The organism is Cryobacterium sp. Y82 (genome assembly GCF_002929495.1).
Classification (GTDB): Bacteria; Actinomycetota; Actinomycetes; order Actinomycetales; family Microbacteriaceae; genus Cryobacterium; species Cryobacterium serini.
The window spans coordinates 303,375-321,922 of the sequence record NZ_PJJJ01000036.1 but is presented as its reverse complement, the minus strand read 5'-3'; the positions used below and the strand labels follow the sequence as shown (position 1 = coordinate 321,922).

Below are 18,548 nucleotides of genomic sequence, written 5' to 3'. Positions count from 1 at the left end.
CCACCATGCTCGTAGCATTTTCTGTCGCACCGTCCGTCGCCGCCGACTCGCAGGGATCGGTGCATGACGCGGTCGCTGCTGCCGTGCGCATCGTGCGGGACTCCGGCCTGCCCAACCACACCGACTCCATGTTCACCACGATCGAGGGCGACTGGGACGAAGTCTTCGCCGTCATCAAGGCGGCGACCGAGGCGGTGGGCGCCTTCGGGTCGCGCGTCTCCCTCGTGTTAAAGGCCGACATCCGCCCTGGCCACACCGGTGAGCTCACCGGCAAGCTCGAGCGCCTGGAGACCGCCCTCGACACGTAGACCTCCCGTGCGGGTGGGTGGGGGCTTAGGCTTATTACATGCCCCTCTCTGCTGACGGGTCGACGCGGCTGTCGTCGACCCGTATTCGTCTTGCCCTGCTCGCCCTGGCCCTGGGTGGATTCGGTATCGGTGCGACCGAATTCGTGGCCATGGGTCTGCTGCCGAACCTCGCCGCAGATCTGCTGCCGGGACTCTATGCCAGCGCACCGAATGCCGCCAATGCGCAGGCTGGCTGGCTCATATCGGCCTACGCCCTCGGTGTCGTCGTCGGCGCGCCGACGATCGCCGCTGCAGCCGCCCGCTGGCCGCGCAAACAATTGTTGCTTGGCCTGTTGACCGCGTTCACCCTCGGCACCATTGCATCAGCCCTGCTGCCCACCTTCGAGACCGTGCTGGCTGCTCGCTTCGTGGCCGGACTGCCGCACGGGGCGTACTTCGGCATCGCCTCGCTCGTCGCCGCGCATCTGATGGGCCCGGGCAAGCGTGCTCGCGGCATCGCGATCGTGCTCAGCGGCCTGACCATCTCCAACGTCATCGGGGTGCCCACGATCACCTGGATCGGCCAGATGAGCGGATGGCGCGTCGCCTACCTCGTTGTCGCCGCTATTTTCGCGCTCACCTTCGTGGCCGTTGCCGTTTTCGTGCCGTTCCAAGCCGGCAACCCGAAAGCCACCATGCGCGCCGAGCTGCGGGCGTTTGGCAAATTGCAGGTCTGGATCACCCTGTCGATCGGTGCGATCGGTTTCGGCGGCTTGTTCGCCGTCTATACCTACGTGGCTCCCCTCGTTATCGAGATCACCGGACTATCCGCAGCAGCGGTGCCGCTCATCCTGGTGGTCGTCGGCCTCGGCATGACGGCCGGCAACTTCGCCGGGGGAGCCATGGCCGACTGGAGCGTGCGCCGTACCCTGTACATCTCGTTCGGTGTGCTCATCCTGGCGCTCGTCACCCTCGGCCTGTCGGCTCAGTTCTTGGCCGGGCTGCTGGTGGGGATGTTCCTGGTCGGCGCTGCGGCATCCGCTTTGTCGCCGACCATTCAGGCCCGGCTGATGGACGTGGCGCACGAAAGCCAGTCGCTCGCGGCGGCGCTCAATCATTCCTCGCTGAACGTGGGCAACGCACTCGGCGCGGCATTCGGCGGTGTGGCCATCGCTGCGGGGCTCGGGTATCTCGCCCCGGTGTGGATCGGGGTTGGGCTCAGTGCGTTCGGCGTGCTGCTGACCGTGTTGACCTTCAGCATCGACCGCCGCCGCCGCCACCGTGGCCACCACGTGCCGTACGGAACCCAGCTGATCCCCGTCGTCCGGCAGCACTCACGCACCTGACCGCCAGCATCGAATTGTTGGCCGGTCAGTGGTGAAAGGGATGCTGCGCGTTTAGTCCGTCTGCAGCAGGATGCCGTCGTGGATGGCGCGCTTGCGCAGCGCGACCTTGGTGCCCACGTCGTAACCGGCCAGGCGATACTTCTCGCGAATGCGCTTGAGGTAGCTCTTGGCGGTCTCCTCAGAGATGCCGAGCTGGTAAGCGACAGCCTTCACCGGCTCGCCGGCGCCGTAGAGCGCCATGACGCGGCGTTCCTGCGCGCTGAGGCGGGGACCTTCGACGTTCTCGGTGGAGTTGAGTGCATAGTCGAGCTCGGCCGAGATATACGACTTGCCGTTGTAGGCTGCGCGAATGGCGTCGACGATCATGCTCGCTTCTTCGCTCTTGACCAGGTAGCCCAGTGCGCCGGCGGCGAGCGCTTCGCGCACGAGGGCCGGCTCGGAATAGGTGCTCATGAGCACCGTCTTCACCCCGGTCGTCTTGAGCGTGGAAATCTTCAGGGACACCGGAATGTTGTCCTTGAGGTCGAGGTCGAGCAGTACGACATCCACCGGAAACTCGAGGTGAGTCAGCAACTCGGGCCAGGTGGTCACCGCCGCTACCATCTCGATGTCGTCAGCTGCGCTTCGGATCCACTCGGTGAGTGCGCCTAAGAGCATCCTGTGGTCATCGACCAAGGCCAATCGGATGGGACGGTCTGTCGTCGTCATTTTTTGCCTCCTACTATCTGCACCATAGCGGCAAACTGCCCCACATTAGGCATCTGCCGGATTGTCTACGCTGCACTCGATGTCTACCTTCAGACTACCGGCGCGATTTGAATCCACATGGGGTCCAACGGCCCTGATTGCCTGCCAAGTTTCTGGATCGACACGCCGCCTGGACACCCCCGTTGTGGTCAATTCGATCGGAAAACGCACCTTGTGGTGCGGGCCCACCCCATGTGTGGGGGTAATTGGCCCAAGGCGGAGCGAAATGGATGCCCCTGACCGCGCCGTGTCCCCGATGAGGAGCCAAATCGTCAGCAGCAGCCCATCGCGTTGCGGCGGAGAGAGCAGTCCGGCCAGGCCGGCGGGATCGCTGAGTGCGACAACCGGGCCGAGAAATTCACTCTCGGTGATGGCATGGTGCAGCCACGTTTCGGTGCGCCCCTCGATCAGGTGCAGTCGAAGCTGCGTGGCCAGGGAAGCGGCCGTCGCCGCCGCCGACGGCGCGAGTGGCAGCGCGGTGCGGCCCTGGGCTACGTCGTCGAGCAGGGTCTCGGCGTCGAGATCCAGCCGGGCCAACTGCTCAGAGGCGAGCATCCCGACCGCGAATCGCGGCTGGGAGACCGTACTCTGCACCAGCACGAGGTCGAGTTCGCGCTGCACCATGCGCCGAAAGGCCTGCACAATACTCGCACCGACCAGCGGGGGCGCGACCGCGAGGGCGATGGAGAGAATGTCGGGGCCGAGGGTGAGCAGGTCCGGGCGCGACTTGAACAGTGTCGCTGCGCTCATGAACAGACCGAGGGCCACCACAGCCATGGTGATTTCGCCGGTTTCGCGCAGCGTCACGATCGACAGGAGGAAAGCGCCGACGGCGGGCGCCGCTGTGGGAAAGTCTCCCGTGCCGGCCGCGCCCCAGGATCCGGCCAGATCGAGTGCCACCACGATCGCGCAGGTTCCAAGGGCTGCCAGGAACAGCCAGAGCGGCAACCGGGGCCCCAGCTTGTGCACCGCGATATTCACGATTACCGCGGTGGCCAGCAGAATGACCCAGGCCAGAATACTGAGCACCGGCACCCGCGCGGGGTCCCACCCAATGATCAACCGCACGAGCAGGAACGCGGCGATAAACGCCCCGCTCACGGTCATGCCGATACCGAGGTGACGGGCGCCTAAACCGTTTTGGTCCGACCGAAAGACGGTGATGCGGCCGTCACCGCGCAGAATGGTGCGTGGAAAACGCAGGGGCAGCAGGTCAGCTCGGGTGCGCCGGTCAGCGGATGCCGGTGGCCAGCTGCGTTCGGAGGACCCGCCGAGCAAACGCAAACCGACACCGCGTGCCCGCGGGTGGGTTGCAATGGGCGCGGTGTCGTTGAACTGGCTCATTTCGGAACCTCCAGCACCACAGTGGTTCCGGCCCCTGGCGACGAGAATAGGCGAGCATTGCCTCCGATATCCCGAAGCCGGGCAATGACCGATTCAGCAACGCCGAGCCGCTCAGAACCCACCTGGCCGAGGTCGAAGCCGACCCCGGTATCGGTGACCATCGCGCGAACGGTGCTGTCGTCATCCGTTATCGTCACGTCTGCGTGGTCGACACCGGAGTGACGGCGCACGTTTTCGAGGCATTCCGAGAGGGCCAGGAGAAAGGAATCCAGAACAGTACTGTGCAGCTGCACCTGGCCGCTGCCGTGCCAGTTGACGGTGAGCCCCAGGCGCTCAAAGCGCTGGCGCACCGCGTCCAGGGTATCGCCGAGAGTGAGCACCGACGCCGATTCCAGGCTATAGACCCCGGAACGACGCGGCGTCGGCAGCCCGCCGAGGCGCAGCTGGCGCAGCAGCCGCGCGTCATCTCCTGCCTGTTTTTGCAGTGCAATCGGGCTCACCCCGACACCGGAGTGGGCGAGCAGGGTCAGCGTAGCGAGCACCGTGTCGTGCAACAGGCGGGCATCCTGGCGGCGCTGGGCCTCCAGCTCGCTCGCATGCCGCTCGGCCCGGTGGGCGCGGCCGATCGCGGCGATGCGATGCATAACCCGGGGCACGCTCTGTGCGATCCACCAGGAGGCGAGGGTGAACGCCAGCCACATGCTCACCGTCAGCGCCAGAAGCACCGTGCGGTCGGGCGCATCGACCGTCACCGCGGCCACGCTGGTGACGGTCAGCACGAAACATGCCACGAGCAACAACAACCGGCGCGGGCTGGTGAGCAGCACCGAAGCGACAGCGCACATCGGCGCGGTGGAGACCATGCCGATGACGCTTTCCTCGATCAAATTCAGCGGAACACCGGGATGGCTCGTGAAACCCACAATGAGAATGATCGCTTCCCCGCTGAGAACGGTCAGAACAGCCCAGCGCAGCGCCCCGGTGCTTCCGAGCAGGTATTGGCCAGCGGCCATCAGCAGCACGAGCACGACACATCCGAGGCGTGCGTCGGCCTCCAGGCCGCCAGGAACCAGCACGCACGCCAGCGTTGTTGCCGAACCAACGAGCCCGCCTGCCTGCACCGCTCTGCGCAGGAGACGGTCGCGCTCCTTGACGATGCGTTGCATGGGTGCCTGTCCGGTTGGAGATGAACGTGTTCTATCAGCACCATACCGGGCGACGCACGCGTGGTTCCGACTTAGTGCAACACCCGCTGAATCTGGGCTCCAATTGCCTCATTCTCAATGAGAAAGCCATCGTGACCATAGCCGGATTTTAGAACCACCGCGGTGGGTCCATCGATATTGTTGGTCAGGTGCGCAGCGATCGTGCGCTGGCCATCGACCGGAAAGAGCCGGTCGCTGTCGATTCCGACAACGACCGAGCGGGCGCTGACCCGGCCGAGGGCGGCCGCGACGCCGCCGCGTCCGCGTCCGACATCGTGGGAGTTCATTGCTTCGACCAACACGATGTAGCTGTTGGCGTCAAAACGCCGAGTGAATTTATTACCGTGAAAGTCGAGGTACGACTCCACGGCGAAGCGGCCGTTGGCGCCGAGCGGACTGATGCCGCTCTGCCAGCCCCGCGCGAAACGAGCGTTCAGCTCGGCCGGGCTTCGATAGTTGAGCAGGGCCATTCTGCGGGCGAGGGCCAGCCCGCGCGTCGGGCCATCGCCATCAGCTTCGTCGTAATAGTCGCCGGCACGAAACGCCGGGTCGGTGCGAATAGCCTCGATCTGCACCGAATTGAGCGCGATCTGGTCTGCGGTCGTTATTGGGGGCGCGGCCAAAATGATGAGGCGTTCAACCCGGTCGGGGGTCTCGATCGCCCATTCGAGCGCGTGCATGCCGCCCATCGAACCGCCGATGACGGCCGCCCAGCGATCGATACCGATCCGGTCGCTGAACACTCGCTGTGCGCTCACCTGGTCGCGAATAGTCAGATAGGGAAAGCGGATGCCCCACTCCAGCCCGTCGGGTGCAAGCGAGGCCGGGCCGGTGCTGCCCTGGCAGCCGCCGAGCATATTCGGCGCCACCACGAACCACCGATCGGTGTCGATGGCCAGGCCAGGTCCGACGATGCCATCCCACCAGCCACCCGTTTCCTGGCCTGGACCGGGGGTGCCGGCCAGGTGGCTGTCGCCGGTGAGGGCGTGCAGCACGAGCACAGCGTTGTCGCCGGTCTGGCTCAACGTGCCCCAGGTTTCATAGGCGAGGCGGACCGCTGGCAGGCTGCCCCCGGCCTCGAAGCTGAGGGGGCCGAGGTTTAGGAATTGGCGGTGGCCGACCGGGTCACCGTCACGCCAGGCACCGGTAGCCGGAGGCTTGCCAAGCACCGAGCGCGCCTGGGCTTCAGTGATGAAGCTCGACGGGACCGTGTCTGCTGACGATTGCCATTCCATACTCGTCCATTCTGTCGGTCGAATGAACAGCCCGGGCGTATGTTACGTCGTACGCCCGGGCGAAGAGAGCCCGTCAGGCGTCGGCGCGGTGGTGCTTGACGATGGCGCGAGCTGCCTCGAAGCCGGACTCAAGGTCGGCCTTGAGGTCGACGACGTTCTCGATGCCGACGGACAGACGCACCAGGCCGGGCGTGACTCCGGCGGTCAGCTGCTGCTCAGGGGTCAGCTGGGAGTGCGTGGTGGAGGCCGGGTGAATGACCAGGGAACGCACATCACCGATGTTGGCGAGATGGCTGAACAGGCTCAGGTTGTCGACGAGAGCGCGGCCGGCCGCGACACCGCCTTTGAGTTCGAACGAGAGCACTGCTCCGACGCCGAGTGGGGCGTACTTGTTGGCGTTGGAATACCAGGGGCTCGACGGAAGCCCGGCATAGTTCACCGAGGCAATGTCGTCGTGGTTGTCGAGCCACTCGGCGATGTCCTGGGCATTCTGCACGTGTCGCTCGATGCGCAGGCTGAGCGTCTCGATGCCCTGGATGAGCTGCCAGGCGCTCGCCGGGGCGATGGCGCTTCCGAGGTCGCGGAGCAGCTGCACCCGGGCCTTGATGATGTAGGCGATGCCGTCGCCGACCGCTGTGGTGTAGCTGGCCCCGTGGTACGAGGGGTCCGGTTCGGTCAGGCCGGGGAACTTCTCCACGTTCTTCGACCACTCGAACGTGCCGCCGTCGACGAGTACTCCGCCGATGATGGTGCCGTGGCCGCCAAGAAACTTCGTGGCCGAGTGCACGATAATGTCGGCGCCGTGCTCAAACGGACGAATCAGGTACGGGGTGGCGATGGTGTTGTCGACGATCAGCGGAATGCCAGCGGCGTGGGCGACATCCGCTACCAGAGTGATGTCGAGCACGTTGATGCGTGGGTTGCCGATGGTCTCGGCGAAAAACAGCTTGGTGTTCGGGCGCACCGCGCGCTTCCACTCGTCCGCGTCATCCTGGTCTTCGACAAAAGTGGTTTCGATGCCGAGTTTGGCCAGGGTGTACTTAAACAGGTTGTACGTGCCGCCGTAGATCGAGCTCGACGACACGATGTGGTCGCCGGCCTGCGCAATGTTCAACACCGCAAAAGTGGATGCCGACTGGCCGCTGGACAGCAGCAGCGCCGCGGTTCCGCCCTCGAGCGCGGCGACGCGCTCTTCAACGACGGCCTGCGTGGGGTTCTGGATGCGGGTGTAGATGTTACCGAACTCGGCCAGCGCAAACAGATTCTGGGCGTGCTCGGCGCTGTTGAACACGTATGACGTGGTCTGGTAGATCGGGGTGGCCCGCGCGTTGGTGGTCGGGTCCGGGTGCGCTCCGGTGTGAACCTGTTTGGTCTCAAACTTCCACGATGAAGAATTGTCGGTCACGATAGCCTCCGCGTCATCGAGCGCGGACTCTCCAGCGCTCTGGCCCGAGCCTAAAGAGGCTCGAATGGCCGTGCAAGGGCGGGCGAAACAGAACGTCATGTTGCGTGAGCGCCTACTTGCGATCGCGATGCGGCAACACGATCGTGCCGGTCGGAGTCGTCGCTGTTGCCCGGAACAGCCACCGTGCTTTTGGCTGGACCAGGGGCTGAACCAGCCGTCGAACGACGGACAGTGACAGTACGATCGACGTGACCACGCTCAGCACGATCATGCCCGGCAACACCCACGCGGGCTGTGGGCCGTCCAGCACACCAGTCTCGCGGAGCGGGTACAGCACAAAGGTGTGCAGCAGATAGATGTACATGGTCGCCGCGCCAAGCTCGGTGAACCAGGTCGTGCGCCGCGGAATCAGCATAAGGAACGCCACGATGAGCGCAAATGCGAGCAGCATGACGGCCAAACGGAGGCTGCCGGCCCACCACGCGGAATAGTCAAACGTCGTATACGCCTCGTCATAGAGCAGGAATCGGCGCACCTGGAGGGTGCGGAGAGTTTCGATGTTCAGCGCGATCAACAGATACAACAGGGCGAACAATCCGATCGCCCCGGCACGCCAGCGCCAGACCAGGCCGGCGCGGAGCTCAAGCCAGGTCTCGGTCAGCAACCACTGGCGCATTTTCCAGCCGAAAACGAAGAACGGCAGCAGCCCGAGGGTGCGGGACAGGGTGAACGTGCCGTCGATATTGGGCAGGTAACCGGCCCCTATCGAGATAAGAATGCTGATGATAAGGGGATAGCGCAGGAAAACGAGGTACGGGAGGGCAATTCGCCACATCAATAAAGCGAGCAGAAACCACAGCGTCCAACTCGCTGTGGAATAGTCCAGCACGAACTTGCCGCCGAGGATCCAGCGCACCACCGTCCAAATCGTTTCGAAGATGAGGTACGGAAAGACGATGTCGGTGAGCAGCCGGTGCATCTGCCGAGCATCTGGCGGTCCCGATTTGGCGAAGTAGCCGCTCACAGCCACGAAAACCGGCACGTGGAAGGCGTAGATGAACAGATAAAGCGCATAGGCGACATCCGCCTCGCCGATGAGTTTGAGAATCGCATGGCCGACCAGTACGAGGGTGACCGCGACCCAGCGCGCGTTGTCCCAGAGGGGTACGCGACGCTTCTGCGCTTGAGTGGCGGTCTCCAGTGCGCTCATTGGTACCATTCTCCCGCCACAATGGAGAAATGAGTACTCGACGCGTGGTTGTGACCGGAGCAAGTTCAGGAATTGGAGCGGCGACGGCGCGCCTGTTCCGTGAGCATGGTTGGAATGTGGTGGGGGTCGCGCGGCGTGCCGACCGCCTCAAAACCCTGCAAGCCGAAACGGGAGCGGATGTCTTCACCGCCGACCTCACGGTACAGGCGGATGTCGACGCCTTGCGCAACTACCTCGCCGCCAGCGGCCCGGTGCACGCCCTGGTCAATAATGCCGGCGGCGCCAAGGGTCTTGACTCGGTCGAGAGCGGCAGCATCGAAGACTGGGCCTGGATGTTTGAGATCAACGTGCTCGCCGTCAAGCGGGTGACCACGGCCATCCTGCCACTGCTGCGCGCCGGCATCGACTCCGGGGCCGGATCGGCAGACATCGTGACCGTGACCTCGATTGCTGGACACGTGGCCTACCTCGGCGGTGGCGGCTACAACGCGGCCAAGTTCGCCGCGCACGCCATGACCGAAGTGCTGCGCCTTGAACTCTCCGGCGAGCCGATTCGGGTGATTGAGATCGCGCCGGGCATGGTCAAAACGGATGAATTCGGTCTGGTTCGCTTCGACGGTGACGCCGACAAGGCCTTCGCCGCCTACGACAACGTGCCAGACCCGCTCTCGGCCGAGGACATCGCCGAGACCATCGTCGCGAGCGTTGAGCGGCCGGCGCACGTGAATCTCGACCTGATCGTGATCAAGCCGGTCGCCCAGGCTGCTCCGACCCGCATCGCCCGTGGCGAGCTGAAGGTGCGCGAGGAGTAGGGCTTCGGGCTTCGGTCTTCTCGGCGCGGCCGCAGCTTGTCGGTGCGGCCCGCGGCGTCGGCGTCATCCGCTCCTCGCTCAAACATTGAGGGTTTGCGGGGACCACCGCGAAAAGCGTGCGGCGGCCCCCGCAAACCCTCAAAACTCGCAACCCCGCGGAAAACCCGTCGTCGCCGCTTCGTCTTGGCAGTGGCCTTCTCGTTGCCCACGCTTCGGGCAGTTGCTCGCGCGGGAGCTGCGCCAGTGCGCGGGAGTTCGTGTACGGGGGTGGTGCTGGCCGGGCTCGCTGCGCGGGTTTTGCGCCAGTGCGCGGCCGCTGTGGCCTGGCCCGAACTCCCGCGTACCTCGCCGCGCGGGAGCTGCGCCAGTGCGCGGGAGTTCCGCCTCCCGCGCAGCGGCGCAACTCCCGCGCACCCCGAAGTGGCGGCGCGCGGGAAGACACGCACAGAAGACGGGCCGGACAGGATGAAGATCCTGGCCGGCCCGTTCGTTGTAGCGGGCTAGTGCTCGACGGCCTTTTCGGCGCCGTGACCGGTGAGCGAGCGCACTGCCATCTCGGCGGCGAGCTTCGGGTTCTCCTTCACCGTGCTGGTGACCGATCCGAGCCAGCCCAGGAAGAATCCAAGCGGGATCGAGATAATGCCGGGGTTGCTGAGCGGGAAGATCGCGAAGTCCACAGCCTCACCGAACATCGAGGTGGGTGTGCCCGAGAACACCGGCGAGAAGATGATCAGGAGAACGGCCGAGGACAGTCCGCCGTACATGCTCCAGACCGCGCCCCGGGTCGTGAAACGACGCCAGAACAGGGAGTAGAGAATGGTCGGCAGGTTGGCGCTCGCCGCGACCGCAAAGGCCAGGGCTACCAGGAAGGCGATGTTCTGCCCCTGCACGCCGATACCGCCGGCGATGGCCAGGATTCCGATGACGACGACGGTGCGACGGGCGACCTTGACCTCGTCGTCGGGGTTGCCCTTGCCCTTCTTGATGACGGAGCCATAGATATCGTGCGCGAAGCTCGTGGCCGCCGTGATCGTGATGCCGGCCACGACGGCCAGGATCGTCGCGAAGGCAATGGCCGAGATGAAGCCGAGCAGCAGCGGTCCGCCGAGGGCGAGCGCGAGCAGGGGAGCTGCCGAATTCACTCCGCCGGGTGCGGCCTCGATGGTTTCCGCACCGACGAGCGACGCGGCACCGAAGCCGAGCACCAGGGTGAAGATGTAGAACGCGCCGATGAGCCAGATGGCCCAGACCACCGAGCGTCGAGCTTCCTTCGCGGTCGGGACCGTGTAGAAGCGCATGAGCACGTGCGGCAGGCCGGCGGTGCCGAGCACCAGGGCGAGGGCGAGCGAGATGAAGTCGAGCGGGTTGGCGCCGTACTTCAGGCCCGGCGCCAGGATGTCGGCGCCGGCAGCGGAGACCGCGACCGCGCTGTCGAGCAGGCTCGACAGGCTGAAGCCGTTGATTGCGAGTACCCAGACAGTCATGGCGAACGCACCGATGATGAGCAGGAATGCCTTGACGATCTGCACCCAGGTGGTGCCCTTCATGCCTCCCACGAGTACGTAGACGATCATCAGGCCGCCGACGACGGTGACCACGATGGACTGGCCGAGCTTGTCGTTGATACCGAGGAGCAGTGAGACGAGTCCGCCGGCACCAGCCATCTGGGCGAGCAGGTAGAAGAAGCAGACGGCCAGGGTGGTCGTGGCTGCTGCCATGCGAACGGGGCCCTGCTTCAGCCGGAAGGAGAGCACGTCGGCCATGGTGAACTTGGCCGTGTTGCGCATCAGCTCGGCCACCAGCAGCAGGGCGACGAGCCACGCAACGAGGAATCCGATGGAGTACATGAAACCGTCGTAGCCGGTGACGGCGATCGCGCCGACGATACCGAGGAACGATGCCGCCGAGAGGTAGTCGCCGGCAATGGCGAAGCCGTTCTGCGGTCCGGTGAAGGAGCGGCCGCCCGCGTAGTAGTCTGCGGCGGTCTTGTTGTTGCGTCCCGAACGGATCACGATGATCAGCGTCACCGCCACGAAGGCGAGGAAGATCGAGATGTTCAGTACCGGGTTGTTCTCGACCGGCTTGACCGTTTCGGCCAGAATCTGCAAAGCGTTCATCGCTGTTCCATCCGCTCAAGTTCGCCGCGCAGCTCTTCGGTCAGGGGATCGATTTTGCGGTTGGCGAAGGTCACATAGCTCATCGTGATGACGAAGGTGGTGACGAACTGCCCGAGGCCGAGGAGCAGACCGATGTTGATGCTGCCAAACACCGGCGTCGCCATGAAGTCGCGCAAATACGCTGCGGCGAGAACGTAGGCGATGTACCAGACCAGGAAGAAGATCGAGAGCGGCACGACGAAGCGATTGCGGGTCTTCTTCATGTGCAGGAACTGTGGCGTCTTCTCGTACGCCTCGTAATCGATGGTGGACTTCGGTGGGGCGTCTTTCACTGCTTCACTCATGGGGCTTCCTTGCCTCAGGGACGGAAAATGCGGGTCTGGGAACAAACGTGGTGCGCGGGGGAGAGGAATGTTCGTGACCGGGTTAGGAAACGGATGCTGACAGCGCCCGTTTCAGATCGTCGAGGACGGTGGGGTCTTCGATGGTGGGCGGGACGGAATACTCCTCTCCATCGACGATTTGCCGAATGGTCTTGCGAAGAATCTTGCCCGACCGCGTTTTGGGCAGTCGGTCGAGTATGGTGACGTCGCGAAAGGCTGCGACCGGCCCGACGTGCTCCCGAACGAGGGCGACAAGTTCTGCGGCGAGTACGTCGTGATCGATAGTACTGCCCGCTTTGAGGGTGACGAAACCAGCGGCACGCTGGCCTTTGAGCGGGTCGTGCACGCCGAGTACTGCGCACTCGGCGACAGCCGGGTGCAGTGTGAGGACCTCTTCGAGGGAACCGGTGGAGAGCCGGTGCCCGGCAACGTTGATGACGTCGTCGGTGCGACCCATAACGAACAGGTAGCCGTCGGTGTCGAAATGGCCGGAGTCACCCGTGGCGTAGTAGCCGGGGAAAGCGGACAGGTAGGAACTGTTGAAGCGTTCCTCGCTGCCCCAGACCCCGAGAAGTGTGCCTGGTGGCAGCGGAAGTCGGATGGCGATGTTGCCGTCCTTACCGATCTTCTCGATCGGCCGGCCCTTGGAATCGAGGATGGCGATGTCGTACCCGGGCACCGGAACGGTGGCAGAGCCCGGCTTCGTCGGCAACTCCTCGATACCAAGCAGGTTGGCGCAGATCGCCCACCCGGTCTCGGTCTGCCACCAGTGATCGACGACCGGGCAGTGCAACCCGTCGTTGGCCCAGTGAAAGGTTTCGGGGTCGAGGCGTTCCCCCGCCAGAAACAGGCTGGTCAGGCTGGACACGTCGTGGTTCTTCAGCTCCAGCAGGTCGGGGTCCACGCGACGGATGGCTCGAATGGCGGTGGGCGCCGTGAACAGCACCTTCACTTTGTAGTCGTCGACGACACGCCAGAAAGCCCCGGCGTCGGGGGTCCCGATGGGTTTGCCCTCGTAGATCACCGTGGTAGCGCCGGCCAGGAGTGGCGCATAGACGATGTAAGAGTGCCCGACCACCCAGCCAACATCGGAAGCGGCCCAATACACGTCGCCATATCCCACGTTGTAGACATTGCGCATCGACCAGTTCAGGGCGACAGCATGGCCGCCGGTGTCGCGAATGATGCCCTTGGGCTTCCCGGTCGTGCCTGAGGTGTAGAGAATGTACAGCGGATCCTCGGATCGCAAGGCGACCGGGTCGGCCGGCGCGGCCTTGGCCTCCTCGTCGGCCCAGTCCAGCCACACGGTATCCGTGGAACCGTCGTGGTACTCCTTGGCTGAGCCAGGAATGCTCTCTCGGTCCCGCACGATGACCGTGTGCACCGAGCCCTGGCTCAGGGCGATGGCCTTCTCTACGAGCGGCAGGTACTCAATGATGCGGCCGGGCTCAAGGCCACCGGATGCCGTGACGATGACCCTGGGACGGGCGTCATCAATGCGCACGGCGAGTTCCGTCGCGGCGAAACCGCCGAAGACCACGGAGTGCACCGCTCCGATGCGAGCGCAGGCGAGCATGGCGACGACGGCTTCGGGAATCATCGGCAGGTAAATGATGACCCGGTCGCCGGTGCCGACGCCATTGGCGCGAAGGGCGCCGGCGAATTTAGCGACCCGACCGAGCAGGTCGAGGTAGCTGAGCTGCACGCGGGTGCCGGTCATCGCGGAGTCGTAGATCAATGCTGTGTGCGCGCCGCGGCCGGCCAGAACGTGCCGGTCGAGAGCGTTGTAGCTGGTGTTGAGTGTCCCCCCGGGAAACCAACTTCCGGTTGCCGGGCCATCAAGGGCAAGGGCGCTCGTCGGCTGCGTGATCCAATCGATGCCGGCGGCAGCCTCCAGCCAGAAGTCTTCGGGTGACGAAATGCTGCGTCGCCAAGCCTCCCGGTAGCCCCCACCTGATTCGCCGATCATCTAAACCTTCTTCATCGAAGTTTCTCTGTATACAAAGAGTGGTTGAAGTATTGCATATAACCCGGCAATGTGGAATAGGATCACTCTTGTGTATACAGAAACCGCAATGTTGGGGTTAGACGCACCGCTGCGAGCCAGCGAGCGGGCGTACCGTCAGCTGCGCGGAGAGATTGTCAGTGGCCTCCTCGCCCCCGGAACGGCCCTGCTCGAAGTCGAACAGGCAGAGCGTATTGGCGTATCCCGCACTCCGCTGCGCGAAGCGGTAGCTCGATTGATCGCCGACGGTTTGGTCGTAGGACGCCGCGGTCGTGGCTTCGAGGTGACCGACATTTCCGTTGACAGTATCTCCGAACTGTACGAACTGCGCCAGGCCCTTGAGGTGCAGGCCATACGTCTGGCTGCCACCCGCCGCGATCCGGCACCGTTTCTGGCACTCCGCGATGCCTTTGTGACTGCTCCTGAGCTTCTGGACCAGGGCGATATCGGTGTGCGCCGCTACTACGTGCTCATCGACGAACTCGAAGACGCCCTCGATGCGGCCGTCGAAAATCCCTTTCTTGTCGGCGCCCTGCGCGCCGTTCGCACCCATCTGGCACGCATCCGTCGGCTGGCCCGCAGAAACCCGCTGCGGCTTCGTGCCGCAGCCGCCGAGCACCTGCTGATTATCGACGCCATTATTGCCGGCGACCCGTCGCTGGCAGCCCATGCCACCCATATTCATCTTCACCAAAGCCTCTTGAGCGTCCTCGCGGCGATCGATGAGGACTCGGCCAGTAGTCGATCAACGACTGCGGCCGACTAACGAAGGGATCCACAGTGCAGCTTCACCACGTTCGAGTTCACAAGAGCGACGAGAATCTGGCCCGCGAGGACCAGCTGGCCTGGAAGATCGCCGAGGTCGCAGCTGACCCCGCTGCAGTCTCCGGGGAAGTGACCGAGATGGTCATCAACCGCGTGATCGACAACGCCTCCGTTGCCGCGGCCAGCCTGACCCGTCGCCCGGTGATCGCTGCTCGCTCGCAGGCACTCGCACACCCGCGTTCCAACGGTGGCGACGGCGCGAGCGTGTTCGGGCTCGCACCGGCACGCCGGGTTTCCCCGGAGTGGGCCGCCTGGGCCAACGGCGTCGCCGTTCGCGAACTCGACTACCACGACACGTTTCTGGCCGCAGAGTACTCGCACCCGGGCGACAATATCCCACCGATCACGGCCGTTGCCCAGCACCTCGCAGCGTCGCGCGGCCTGACCGGCGGCGACCTGATTCGCGGCATCGCCACCGGCTATGAGATCCAGATCGACCTGGTGAAATCGATCAGCCTGCACGCGCACAAGATTGACCATGTTGCCCACCTCGGCCCGTCGGTCGCTGCCGGTATCGGAACCCTGCTCGGCCTCGACAAGGAGATCATCTTTCAGGCCGTCGGCCAGGCACTGCACACCACGACCGCCACTCGCCAGTCGCGGAAGGGCGAAATCTCCTCCTGGAAGGCCCACGCCCCGGCTTTCGCCGGCAAGATGGCCGTCGAAGCGGTCGACCGGGCGCTCCGCGGTGAGACCAGCCCGACTCCGATCTACGAGGGCGAGGACGGTGTCATCGCCTGGCTGCTCGACGGACCAGACGGCTCCTATGACGTCTCGCTGCCGGCCGCCGGCAGCATCAAGCGCGCTATTCTCGACAGTTACACCAAGGAGCACTCGGCCGAGTACCAGGCGCAGGCATGGATCGACCTCGCCCGCAGGCTGCACAACGAGCACCCCGAACTGCTCGTGGCCGGCGCGATTAAGAACATCGTCATCCACACCAGCCATCACACGCACTACGTAATCGGTTCTGGCGCCAACGACCCGCAGAAGTACGACCCGACCGCAAGCCGCGAAACCCTCGACCACTCCATTCCGTATATCTTCACGGTGGCCCTGCAGGACGGAACCTGGAACCACGTGGACTCCTACAGCCCCGAGCGTGCCGGCCGCCCCGATACCATCGCGCTGTGGAATACCGTCACCACGACCGAAGACAAGGAGTGGACGCGTCGTTACCACTCCCTCGATCCGGCCGAAAAGGCATTCGGCGGTCGCGTCGAAATCGAACTCACCAATGGAACCCGCCTGGTTGACGAGATCGCCGTCGCCGACGCGCATCCGCTCGGGGCTCGTCCCTTCGCTCGCGCGGAGTACATCAATAAGTTCCGCACGCTGGCCGCACCGGTGATGGAGGAATTCGAGATCGAACGCTTCCTCGCCCTGGCTCAGCGCTTACCGGAGCTTGGGGCTGCCGACCTCGGCGGCCTGACCATCGTGGCCAAGCCTGGACTGCTGTCCTCCCTCGCCACCCCGAAGGGAATCTTCTAATGCTGTACGCCGGCACGACCGCCGCTGACAAGCGCATTGCCTTGCGTGGGGGTCTGGCGAGCGGAAAGATTTTGCGTTACCCCGGCGCGTTCAACCCGCTCTCGGCCAAGCTGATCCAGCAGAAGGGTTTCGAGGGCGTCTACATCTCGGGCGCCGTGCTTTCGGCCGACCTGGGCCTGCCCGATATCGGCCTGACCACCCTCACCGAGGTGGCTGGCCGGTCGCAGCAGATCGCCCGCATGACCGACCTGCCGGCGATCGTCGATGCCGATACCGGATTTGGCGAGCCGATGAACGTGGCACGCACCATCCAAACCCTCGAAGACGCGGGACTTGCCGGCATGCACATCGAGGACCAGATTAACCCGAAACGCTGCGGGCATCTCGATGGCAAGCAGGTCGTGGACGCCGACACCGCGATCAAGCGCATCCGCGCCGCGGTCGATGCGCGGCGAGACGCGAACTTTCTCGTGATGGCGCGCACGGACATGCGTGCCGTTGACGGCTTGGATGCCGCCGTCACCAGGGCCAAGCAATTGCAGGATGCCGGGGCCGACGCGATCTTCCCGGAGGCGATGGGCAGCCTGGCCGAGTTCGAAACCATTCGGGCCGCCGTGTCGGTGCCGATCCTGGCGAACATGACCGAATTCGGCAAGGGCGAGCTGTACACCGTGCAGCAGCTCGAAGACGTCGGCATGAACCTGGTGATCTTTCCGGTGTCGCTGCTGCGCCTCGCGATGGGGTCCGCAGCGCGCGGACTCGACGCGATCGAGCAGCACGGCTCCCTCACTACGATGTTGCCCGAGATGCAGCACCGCGCCGACCTGTACGAATTGCTTGACTATGCGTCGTACAGTCAGTTCGATTCGGGTATTTTCGATTTCACCCTGAACCCACACATCCAGACGCCCAGCAGTTCGGCGCACGGTCTAAAGGAGCACAATGTCTGACCCCGAAACACCGGCACCACACGTCTATAAGGGTCTCACCGGCGTCGTCGTCGACACCACCGCGGTCTCCAAGGTCAACCCGGAGACCAACTCGCTGCTGTACCGGGGCTACCCGGTGCAAGAGCTCGCGGCCAAAAAGAGCTTCGAAGAGGTCGCCTACCTGCTCTGGCACGGGGAGCTTCCTGATGACCAGCAGCTCGCCGACTTCGAGGCCCTCGAGCGCTCGCTGCGCCACCTCAACCCGGTTGTCAAGCGCATCATCGATGAGCTGCCACTGACCGCGCACCCGATGGATGTCGTGCGCACCGCGGTGAGCGTCATCGGCGCGAGCGATCCGGAGGCCGAGGACCCCTCGCCGGATTCCGACCTCGCCAAATCGATTCGCCTGTTCGCCCAGCTGCCCGCGATCGTCTCCTACGACCAGCGTCGCCGCCACGGTCAGGATCTCGTCGAACCCCGCGACGATCTCGGCTACTCCGCGAACTTTCTGCACATGACCTTCGGCGAGGTGCCGGAACTCGTCGTTGTCAACGCCTTCGACGTGTCGATGATTCTCTACGCTGAGCACTCGTTCAACGCATCCACGTTCACCGCGCGGGTCATCACCTCGACCCTGTCCGATTTGTACTCGGCCGTGACCGGTGCGGTCGGAGCGCTCAAGGGAGCCCTGCACGGCGGCGCCAACGAAGCCGTCATGCATACCTTCGCCGAGATCGGCCTCGAAGCCGGCTCGGCCGCGCGGGCAGAACCGTGGCTCGAGCAGGCGCTGGCCGCCAAGCGCAAGATCATGGGCTTCGGACACCGCGTCTACAAGAGCGGCGACTCGCGCGTGCCGACCATGCGGGCCTCGCTCGTCACCCTGGTGGACCATTACCAGAAGCCGGAACTGCTCGAACTCTACGAAGCCCTCGAGACGGCGATGACCACGCGCAAGGCCATCCTGCCCAACCTCGACTACCCCTCGGGTCCGGCGTACCACCTGATGGGATTTGACACCCTCACCTTCACGCCGATTTTCGTCGCGGCGCGAATCACCGGGTGGACGGCTCACATCCTGGAGCAGAAGAAGAGTAACGCGCTCATTCGACCGCTGTCGGCCTATAACGGGGTCGATCAGCGGCAGGTGCCGTAGCGGTTCTTTCGTAAGCGGATGCTGCGCGGCCGGCTGTGCGCGCTGCATCCGCTC

16 protein-coding genes are annotated in these 18,548 nt (G+C 64.5%); 7 read left to right on the top strand and 9 right to left on the bottom strand.

Translation table 11 applies throughout. The annotated features are described in order from the left end of the window. Nucleotides 1-5 precede the first annotated feature (5 nt). On the top strand, nucleotides 6-308 hold the full coding sequence (locus tag CXY70_RS15075) for a thiamine-binding protein (RefSeq protein ID WP_104193138.1): 303 nt from the start codon (nucleotides 6-8) through the stop codon (nucleotides 306-308). Nucleotides 309-346: 38 nt separating this feature from the next. Beyond that, a complete protein-coding gene (locus tag CXY70_RS15070; protein WP_104193137.1) occupies nucleotides 347-1,633 on the top strand; it encodes an MFS transporter in 1,287 nt (428 codons plus the stop codon). A gap of 51 nt (nucleotides 1,634-1,684) precedes the next feature. Here the strand turns inward: CXY70_RS15070 and CXY70_RS15065 are convergent, their stop codons facing one another. The 6 genes from CXY70_RS15065 to CXY70_RS15040 form a co-directional block, all read right to left on the bottom strand. Then, entirely contained in the window at nucleotides 1,685-2,341 is a 657-nt protein-coding gene (locus CXY70_RS15065) for a response regulator transcription factor (protein WP_104193136.1), read from the bottom strand. Nucleotides 2,342-2,386: 45 nt separating this feature from the next. Then, nucleotides 2,387-3,724, bottom strand: coding sequence for a hypothetical protein (locus tag CXY70_RS15060; RefSeq protein WP_104193135.1), 1,338 nt, complete (start codon nucleotides 3,722-3,724; stop codon nucleotides 2,387-2,389). After that, nucleotides 3,721-4,890, bottom strand: a complete 1,170-nt coding sequence (locus tag CXY70_RS15055) for a sensor histidine kinase (protein ID WP_104193134.1) — start codon at nucleotides 4,888-4,890, stop codon at nucleotides 3,721-3,723. Before CXY70_RS15055 ends, CXY70_RS15060 begins: the two co-directional genes overlap by 4 nt. A gap of 71 nt (nucleotides 4,891-4,961) precedes the next feature. Continuing rightward, nucleotides 4,962-6,164 carry a homoserine O-acetyltransferase gene (locus CXY70_RS15050; RefSeq protein ID WP_104193133.1) on the bottom strand — a complete coding sequence of 401 codons (1,203 nt, stop codon included), beginning with the start codon at nucleotides 6,162-6,164 and terminating at the stop codon, nucleotides 4,962-4,964. Between the two features lie 73 nt (nucleotides 6,165-6,237). Next, nucleotides 6,238-7,569, bottom strand: coding sequence for a bifunctional o-acetylhomoserine/o-acetylserine sulfhydrylase (locus CXY70_RS15045; protein WP_233205956.1), 1,332 nt, complete (start codon nucleotides 7,567-7,569; stop codon nucleotides 6,238-6,240). A gap of 112 nt (nucleotides 7,570-7,681) precedes the next feature. Next, complete coding sequence (locus tag CXY70_RS15040; protein ID WP_158250992.1) at nucleotides 7,682-8,779, bottom strand: acyltransferase family protein; 1,098 nt, start codon at nucleotides 8,777-8,779, stop codon at nucleotides 7,682-7,684. Nucleotides 8,780-8,808: 29 nt separating this feature from the next. Between CXY70_RS15040 and CXY70_RS15035 the strand changes: the two genes are divergently transcribed. Further along, nucleotides 8,809-9,591, top strand: coding sequence for an SDR family NAD(P)-dependent oxidoreductase (locus CXY70_RS15035; protein ID WP_199183454.1), 783 nt, complete (start codon nucleotides 8,809-8,811; stop codon nucleotides 9,589-9,591). A gap of 500 nt (nucleotides 9,592-10,091) precedes the next feature. On the opposite strand, the gene CXY70_RS15030 is transcribed toward CXY70_RS15035, so the two are convergent. From CXY70_RS15030 to CXY70_RS15020, 3 genes are all read right to left on the bottom strand, one after another. Continuing rightward, nucleotides 10,092-11,708, bottom strand: a complete 1,617-nt coding sequence (locus CXY70_RS15030) for a cation acetate symporter (protein ID WP_104193129.1) — start codon at nucleotides 11,706-11,708, stop codon at nucleotides 10,092-10,094. Further along, nucleotides 11,705-12,052: a DUF485 domain-containing protein gene (locus CXY70_RS15025; RefSeq protein WP_104193128.1), complete on the bottom strand. Its 348-nt coding sequence runs from the start codon at nucleotides 12,050-12,052 to the stop codon at nucleotides 11,705-11,707. The genes CXY70_RS15030 and CXY70_RS15025 overlap by 4 nt, the downstream gene beginning before the upstream one ends. A gap of 82 nt (nucleotides 12,053-12,134) precedes the next feature. Continuing rightward, on the bottom strand, nucleotides 12,135-14,060 hold the full coding sequence (locus tag CXY70_RS15020) for an AMP-binding protein (protein ID WP_104193127.1): 1,926 nt from the start codon (nucleotides 14,058-14,060) through the stop codon (nucleotides 12,135-12,137). A 106-nt stretch (nucleotides 14,061-14,166) separates the two neighbouring features. On the opposite strand from CXY70_RS15020, the gene CXY70_RS15015 reads away from it, so the two are divergent. From CXY70_RS15015 to CXY70_RS15000, 4 genes are read left to right on the top strand one after another with little or no spacing between them, the layout of a single operon-like run. Beyond that, nucleotides 14,167-14,862, top strand: a complete 696-nt coding sequence (locus CXY70_RS15015; RefSeq protein WP_369852700.1) for a GntR family transcriptional regulator — start codon at nucleotides 14,167-14,169, stop codon at nucleotides 14,860-14,862. A gap of 14 nt (nucleotides 14,863-14,876) precedes the next feature. Further along, entirely contained in the window at nucleotides 14,877-16,412 is a 1,536-nt protein-coding gene (locus CXY70_RS15010) for an MmgE/PrpD family protein (RefSeq protein ID WP_104193126.1), read from the top strand. Then, on the top strand, nucleotides 16,412-17,362 hold the full coding sequence (prpB, locus tag CXY70_RS15005) for a methylisocitrate lyase (protein WP_104193125.1): 951 nt from the start codon (nucleotides 16,412-16,414) through the stop codon (nucleotides 17,360-17,362). Before CXY70_RS15010 ends, prpB begins: the two co-directional genes overlap by 1 nt. Further along, nucleotides 17,355-18,494, top strand: coding sequence for a bifunctional 2-methylcitrate synthase/citrate synthase (locus CXY70_RS15000; RefSeq protein WP_104193124.1), 1,140 nt, complete (start codon nucleotides 17,355-17,357; stop codon nucleotides 18,492-18,494). Before prpB ends, CXY70_RS15000 begins: the two co-directional genes overlap by 8 nt. Nucleotides 18,495-18,548: the final 54 nt, after the last annotated feature.

Coding starts and splice junctions, on each gene's coding strand:
- CXY70_RS15075 (WP_104193138.1), top strand. CDS start 6: ATGCTCGTAGCATTTTCTGTCGCACCGTCCGTCGCCGCCGACTCGCAG.
- CXY70_RS15070 (WP_104193137.1), top strand. CDS start 347: ATGCCCCTCTCTGCTGACGGGTCGACGCGGCTGTCGTCGACCCGTATT.
- CXY70_RS15065 (WP_104193136.1), bottom strand. CDS start 2,341: ATGACGACGACAGACCGTCCCATCCGATTGGCCTTGGTCGATGACCAC.
- CXY70_RS15060 (WP_104193135.1), bottom strand. CDS start 3,724: ATGAGCCAGTTCAACGACACCGCGCCCATTGCAACCCACCCGCGGGCA.
- CXY70_RS15055 (WP_104193134.1), bottom strand. CDS start 4,890: ATGCAACGCATCGTCAAGGAGCGCGACCGTCTCCTGCGCAGAGCGGTG.
- CXY70_RS15050 (WP_104193133.1), bottom strand. CDS start 6,164: ATGGAATGGCAATCGTCAGCAGACACGGTCCCGTCGAGCTTCATCACT.
- CXY70_RS15040 (WP_158250992.1), bottom strand. CDS start 8,779: ATGAGCGCACTGGAGACCGCCACTCAAGCGCAGAAGCGTCGCGTACCC.
- CXY70_RS15035 (WP_199183454.1), top strand. CDS start 8,809: ATGAGTACTCGACGCGTGGTTGTGACCGGAGCAAGTTCAGGAATTGGA.
- CXY70_RS15030 (WP_104193129.1), bottom strand. CDS start 11,708: ATGAACGCTTTGCAGATTCTGGCCGAAACGGTCAAGCCGGTCGAGAAC.
- CXY70_RS15025 (WP_104193128.1), bottom strand. CDS start 12,052: ATGAGTGAAGCAGTGAAAGACGCCCCACCGAAGTCCACCATCGATTAC.
- CXY70_RS15020 (WP_104193127.1), bottom strand. CDS start 14,060: ATGATCGGCGAATCAGGTGGGGGCTACCGGGAGGCTTGGCGACGCAGC.
- CXY70_RS15015 (WP_369852700.1), top strand. CDS start 14,167: ATGTTGGGGTTAGACGCACCGCTGCGAGCCAGCGAGCGGGCGTACCGT.
- prpB (WP_104193125.1), top strand. CDS start 16,412: ATGCTGTACGCCGGCACGACCGCCGCTGACAAGCGCATTGCCTTGCGT.
- CXY70_RS15000 (WP_104193124.1), top strand. CDS start 17,355: ATGTCTGACCCCGAAACACCGGCACCACACGTCTATAAGGGTCTCACC.